This window comes from Bombella intestini (genome assembly GCF_002003665.1).
Lineage (GTDB): Bacteria > Pseudomonadota > Alphaproteobacteria > Acetobacterales > Acetobacteraceae > Bombella > Bombella intestini.
Genome location: NZ_JATM01000009.1, coordinates 1 through 5,570, shown reverse-complemented (window position 1 = coordinate 5,570; position 5,570 = coordinate 1). Strand labels below are relative to the sequence as shown.

The 5,570-nt window shown below is 44.4% G+C and carries 8 protein-coding genes; 5 read left to right on the top strand and 3 right to left on the bottom strand.

The annotated features are described in order from the left end of the window. The first annotated feature begins 148 nt into the window (after positions 1-148). Entirely contained in the window at positions 149-376 is a 228-nt protein-coding gene (locus tag AL01_RS09230; RefSeq protein WP_077397262.1) for a helix-turn-helix domain-containing protein, read from the top strand. Continuing rightward, on the top strand, positions 373-1,284 hold the full coding sequence (locus tag AL01_RS09225) for an AccI family restriction endonuclease (RefSeq protein ID WP_077397261.1): 912 nt from the start codon (positions 373-375) through the stop codon (positions 1,282-1,284). Before AL01_RS09230 ends, AL01_RS09225 begins: the two co-directional genes overlap by 4 nt. Here AL01_RS09225 and AL01_RS09350 read toward each other — a convergent pair. Next, complete coding sequence (locus AL01_RS09350) at positions 1,253-2,179, bottom strand: hypothetical protein (RefSeq protein WP_143280768.1); 927 nt, start codon at positions 2,177-2,179, stop codon at positions 1,253-1,255. The two genes, AL01_RS09225 and AL01_RS09350, sit on opposite strands and share 32 nt — an antisense overlap. Next, a complete protein-coding gene (locus AL01_RS09220) occupies positions 2,179-2,943 on the bottom strand; it encodes an Eco57I restriction-modification methylase domain-containing protein (protein WP_143280767.1) in 765 nt (254 codons plus the stop codon). Before AL01_RS09220 ends, AL01_RS09350 begins: the two co-directional genes overlap by 1 nt. A 326-nt stretch (positions 2,944-3,269) precedes the next feature. On the opposite strand from AL01_RS09220, the gene AL01_RS09210 reads away from it, so the two are divergent. From AL01_RS09210 to AL01_RS09545, 3 genes are read left to right on the top strand one after another with little or no spacing between them, the layout of a single operon-like run. Further along, positions 3,270-3,551, top strand: a complete 282-nt coding sequence (locus tag AL01_RS09210; protein WP_206599233.1) for a plasmid mobilization protein — start codon at positions 3,270-3,272, stop codon at positions 3,549-3,551. Beyond that, positions 3,548-4,660, top strand: a complete 1,113-nt coding sequence (locus tag AL01_RS09205) for a relaxase/mobilization nuclease domain-containing protein (RefSeq protein WP_077397257.1) — start codon at positions 3,548-3,550, stop codon at positions 4,658-4,660. The genes AL01_RS09210 and AL01_RS09205 overlap by 4 nt, the downstream gene beginning before the upstream one ends. Continuing rightward, positions 4,624-4,713 (top strand): hypothetical protein, encoded by a 90-nt coding sequence (locus AL01_RS09545; RefSeq protein WP_143280766.1) that lies wholly within the window; start codon positions 4,624-4,626, stop codon positions 4,711-4,713. The genes AL01_RS09205 and AL01_RS09545 overlap by 37 nt, the downstream gene beginning before the upstream one ends. 186 nt (positions 4,714-4,899) lie before the next feature. Here AL01_RS09545 and AL01_RS09200 read toward each other — a convergent pair whose 3' ends face one another. After that, a complete protein-coding gene (locus AL01_RS09200) occupies positions 4,900-5,457 on the bottom strand; it encodes a helix-turn-helix domain-containing protein (protein ID WP_158075967.1) in 558 nt (185 codons plus the stop codon). Between the last annotated feature and the right edge of the window lie 113 nt (positions 5,458-5,570).

Genomic DNA, 5,570 nt, shown 5'->3' with positions numbered 1-5,570 from the left:
TGCCGTCAAGTAGAGTCGCCCGTCTGAATCCTGCATGAACACCACAGGCCGCGAGATAGGTTAGGATGTAGGGCTATAATTTAATATCCAAAAAGTACGCTATATTTAGTCTGTAGATATATCGTCATCTATATACGATACTTTTCTCATGAATCAAGGTCTGGGAGCAATTCGTATTATTGCAGAAAATGTTCGATGTCGGCGTATGGATATCGGTCTTTCTCAAGAACAATTCGCTGATAAATGTGATTTGCACCGTACATATATCGGTGCAATTGAACGTGGAGAACGTAATATTACAGTCAATACGCTTTTCCGATTAGCCATCGCCCTTGATTGTAATGTAACTGACCTATTAGTGAAACAAAAAAAATGAAAGACTATTTCAGAAGACTAACTATCGCTAAAGATAAAGTTATTGATGTACTTAACCATCGTGGGGTTCCGACTCGTCATCTTCAATTCGGCGGTGTAGGACAGCCTTTAGGTCGAATTTTCCCACCAACTGACGTGCGTTCAGAATTCCTCGCCAATAGAGCGATGGGGGACTGGGCCGAAAATCTTTTAGCGAATACGATAAATCATACTCTTCCTGGATATCGTGTTGTCCATTACGGAAATAGCGATCGTATTTCTGCTGGCGAAGAAGGCTTTAAAGATTTTTACAGAGCTACCCTTGAAGATGTACGTATATTTGGGAAACGACCAGACCTCTTAATTGTGCCAAACAATTACAATGGTCCTTCTGATGTTTCTTCTGAATCAACTGAGATACTTCGATCCCTTGTCTCACAGGCACTTGTAGCTATTGAGGTTCGTTCAAGTAAATTTGAGGCATTATATTATGCTCAAGTAAGAGCGCAAGAGCGTGAATTGGGTAGAAGGGGAGGACGTTCATGTCAAAGTTTCACGGTAAAATTAGAAGATTTAAAGGTTGTCTTTAGGTGGATAGAAAATTTTCAAAAACCACAGATATATTGTCAGGTATTCTTTGATTCCATGTTTGCAATTAACGTTTTAGATATATTCGAGATCATTGGGAATGGTTCTGGATTTAATATTGAATCTCCAGACAAAAGTCAGGGGAAAATAACTATTACGATTCCTGTAACATCTGGCCAAAAGGTAGCTACTTATACTTCAGTACCAAATTTTGAAGTGCAACATCATCGAACACGTCTGGGCCGTCATGATGGTTATGTTCGCCCAGTGGGTGGTGATGTATCGTTTGATGCTGATACATTCTTAGATGTTATCCTGGGGAGAAGAGTGACGCTTCCTTAGCAGCGGATTGAACAGCCGCCTCAGCTGCTACCCAATCTATGCAATCTTCGTTCTTGTTCCGAGATTCAGTAACAATACGGTTGTGTTCTAGGGCAAGTCGTCGCAAGGTTTTAACACTAACGTTCCGAAGATCTGGTACTTGAATTTCTAACAAATCCTTTGGTTCAAATTTCAGAAGCCCCCCACCGTAAACGCGTGTATGCGCTCGAGCACTAGCTTGAATGCTAGGTACATTTAAACACAGGGTAAGTGCATCGGAAAAGTATTGAGATGAATCAATAGGGTATACGCAATGAAACGTCGTTAATGTAAGAGCGTTTGCTTTATTACGAATGAATCGTAGTCCCTTTCTTCCAAAGACTGCTGCCCAAATTGGAGCAGGTGATTGTGTTTCCATCGAATACCAAGGATGACGTGCTGCTAACAAGTAGCGATTTTTGAACCCTGCAGCCTCACCCTTTTCAATGTATGCAAGCTCAGGATCAGTAAGAGTATCACCAAACAGCACAAGTAAAGACCGACGTTTGTTGCGAACAAGATTGCAAAAGTCATCCTTGGTAAACTCAAAACCGCCAACGTCTGCGGCACGCCCCACACAAGGTACCAACACATCAGATCTTATCTGATGTGCGTCTGCCATTGTTTGAGAGATATGGAAAAAATTATTTGCTCCAGTTGCTATGCCGCGCTTCGTTTTAGCCATGGCACCAAGACGTATAAACCCAGGGGATGTCTCTTGTAAGTTTTCTCGAATGAGAGAGTCCCATTTATTTGTTCGCATTAAAACATCAACAGGAATTGATCGTCTCCGACTTCTCTCAAAAAGGTCGTCAAAGGTTTCTGGAACTTCTTTTCCTGAAAGGCCATGAATATACCATGTCACTATTTCAGTCACTATGCAGGCCTTTCTAAGAATAGGATAGATGCAGTGGTGAGAGCATCCTCAAATATAGTAGAGCAATTTGAAAAATACACTATTTCACGAAGATAGCCGCGTCCGACAAGAAAATCTTTCATAGGTGCTCCAAAATTTGCGTTCATCCATTCTGTTGGAATAATAATGGAGGCTCTTCCACCAGGACGCAGTGAGGTAGCTGCTTTTAATGTAAAGAGAAGGTAAGAATTTGAGAGACGAGATAACTTCAAATTATGAATTTTTCCGAACCAATCAAATATGTCGAAATTGTAACGTAAATTATGATGTCTAAGGTAGGGCGGATTCATTAATACAGAATCGTACTCACATTTTAGATCGTACGTAAGGAAATCAGAGAAAATAGGTTCGATATGGGAAAGGGGGGGATGTAATTCGAGAAAAGAACGAAGAATAACAGGATCTTTTTCAAAAGCTGTTATTAATATGTTTTGATTACGTGCTAGTGCTGATCGAATTAAGGTTCCGGTACCAACGGCAGGATCTAAAACAGTTTTTGTCTGAGACGTAATCGCCCATTCTGCCATTAATTTTGCTACTCGTGGAGGAGTGAAAAATTGTGCATATCGGCGACGATGAGAAAGAGGAACTGTAGAAGAATAAACCTCTTCAGGAAAAGATGCGCCCTTACACGTCTCATCACATTTAACAAAAACAGATGATGAAATAATAGAAGAGTTATTGTTATTTTCTGATTGATCGTGTTTTTTCTTAACTGTTCCCACTTCATCTCCATGCTATGTTTAGTCATCTGATTATATGTATATGCGTTGAAACGCAATCACTCAGATTGCCTAATATATTAATTATTTTTCATGAAAGAAATCTTTTATGCCTCACACGACAGCGCTCTTCCCTATTAAACAATCTCGATTGTTTTGGAATGATCCATTTTATCACATTTCCAAGATTTAATAGTAATTAAAAATGGGTTGTTAGGGGGCAAGCCCCCTGACCAAGGCGCCGGGATTGCGTAGCAATTTCGGCGCCTTGTTATTCTATGCTGGTAACAAGGATATTCGCCACTATGAGCCAAAACATACGAACTCACATGCTCCGCGTCCGTTGCTCTGATGACGAATGGAACGACCTCAAAAAACAAGCCGATGACGCCGGTCTCAGCATGTCCGCTCTTGTCCGCGATCACCTCGGCAAGCTGACCATCCGCAATCGCACTGACGAGAGAAAAAGGCTGGCCATGCTCAACCGCATCAATGCCAATCTCAACATGATCGCCCGCTGGGTAAACACCCACAAAAGTCGTGCTGAGACTGTTCAAATCGTCAGCCATCTCATCGCTATTCAACGCAACATCAAAGACCTCTCCCCATGATTATTGGCTTTTCACGTTACAGCACCGGCAAAGGGAACAGCGCTATTGCTTACCTGACCGATCCCAAACGTCAGGGACGTGAAGACAACCCGCCGACAGTAATCCGGGGCAATGCTGACCAAACCAGACGCCTCATCAATAGCCTAACCTTCAAACATACCCACACATCAGGCGTGCTCTCTTTCGCTCCGGGAGAGAATATTACTCTGAAGATGGAGCAAGAGATCATCGATGGATTCGAACAACTGGCTTTTGCAGGTCTCGATTCGGATCAATATGACATCCTCTGGGTACGCCATACCCATGCCAACCACCACGAACTGCACTTCAGTACCCCTTGGGTGGAGCTTGGAACAGGGAAGAATCTCAACATCAAACCTCCTGGCAAGAAGAACCAAGACCAGTTCGATGATCTGAGGACCACCTTCAATGCCAATTACGGCCTAGCAGACCCCACAGACCCTCACAGAGCGTGCACAGTCTCTCAGCCTGACCATGAACTTAAAATCGCCTCAGAGGCTCTTAGAAAAGGTCTGAAGCCTTCTGAGGACATGAGAGGGCTGATTGATGCGGTCCTCTCTCAGAGAGCCTCTGAGGGGCTTATACGAAGCCGTCAGGATCTTTTATCCCATATCAAAGACATCGGCTTTGAAATCACACGAGCAGGCAAGAGCTACATCACCGTTAAAGATCCACAGAGCAATCAGCGTTGGCGCTTGAAAGGTCCCCTCTATGACGAAGCCTATTCCCCTAGCCGAACAATTAAAGCAGCGGATGCAGCGCGAACACGAGATTATTCAGCGCCAGACCGAAAAACAGCTGAACATTATGGGCAACGAGTTGCGAGACATCGTGAAGAACGAGCTCGCTACCATCAAAGCCGATATGAAAGAGCACAACCGATCGCTCGGTTGGACCCTCATCAAGCATCGTCTTCTTTGGCCAATCCTGATCGGCCTGAGCCTCTCAGCCGGTATCTTACTCGGCAGCTGGGGAATGACGCAGTATCTCTCAAGCCAGATTATCTCTCTCAGGCAAACCGTCTCAGAGCGAGCAGAGCGCTTTACGCGAAATGTTCAAACAGACCCAACATCAAAACGCTCTCTTGAGCCAACAGCTCGACAGATTGAACGAACAGCTTTCACGATTGAACAACGGTTAGAACGGCAACAGAGCCAACCAAGGCGATTACACTCACGATCGCTGTTTTAAATATGTTGCCGCCTGACAGAAGCGCAGAAAACTAACATTTTTTCAGGCGGCAACGCTTCATAATGAAGGTACACCTTTCCCAACGGCTCCTTCTTCTTGAGCAATTTTTGGCCTGACGAATTGAAAATCTGAAGCGTTAGGAGGTCTGAAGCTGGGCTAAAGCGGCTTCAGGGTTCTCCTGATAGAGCCTTTGCCACGGCGTGAGCTTTTCAGAAGGCCCTTCTACCGTTTCCCAGAGGCGTTTCGCCTCTTTTTTAATATAATAATATGGGCTTCCCGGCAGATTTTGCCGCCTGAAAAACTCGCTTAATTCTGCGCTTTTTCGCTTAAATCGCTTAATTCCAGACAACACTTTGTTGATGTAATCATTGCTGATCAGGAAGCGATAGCGATTAGACGACTGACGACGCCCATAGCGTTCGTTTGTCCAATCAATCCAACCACGTTTACGCGCCTCACGTAGTGCGTTGCGAACCGTGCGCTCACTCACACCAGATTCAGCGGCTAAAGTTGCATGCGAAGGAAAGCACCCTTCTCGTCCCCGATAGGAGATGAGAGCGCGGTAAACGGCCTCTTGATTGCGATTAATCTCGCGAAATTGAGCAAGAGCAGAAAAAAGGGCTTTAAGGCGATAGAAAGAAATCATATATTTATCAACATACGTGACCGTATGTTCTGGGAGAGATGCGGTCACACGATAGCCGTGTGATCTTGGACGGTGCATGGCTATCTAGGGTGGGTAGCGCGGCTAACGCTCCCGCCCACCATGCGATGGACGATGGAAAAGATAATTGTTTTTTATTCTCT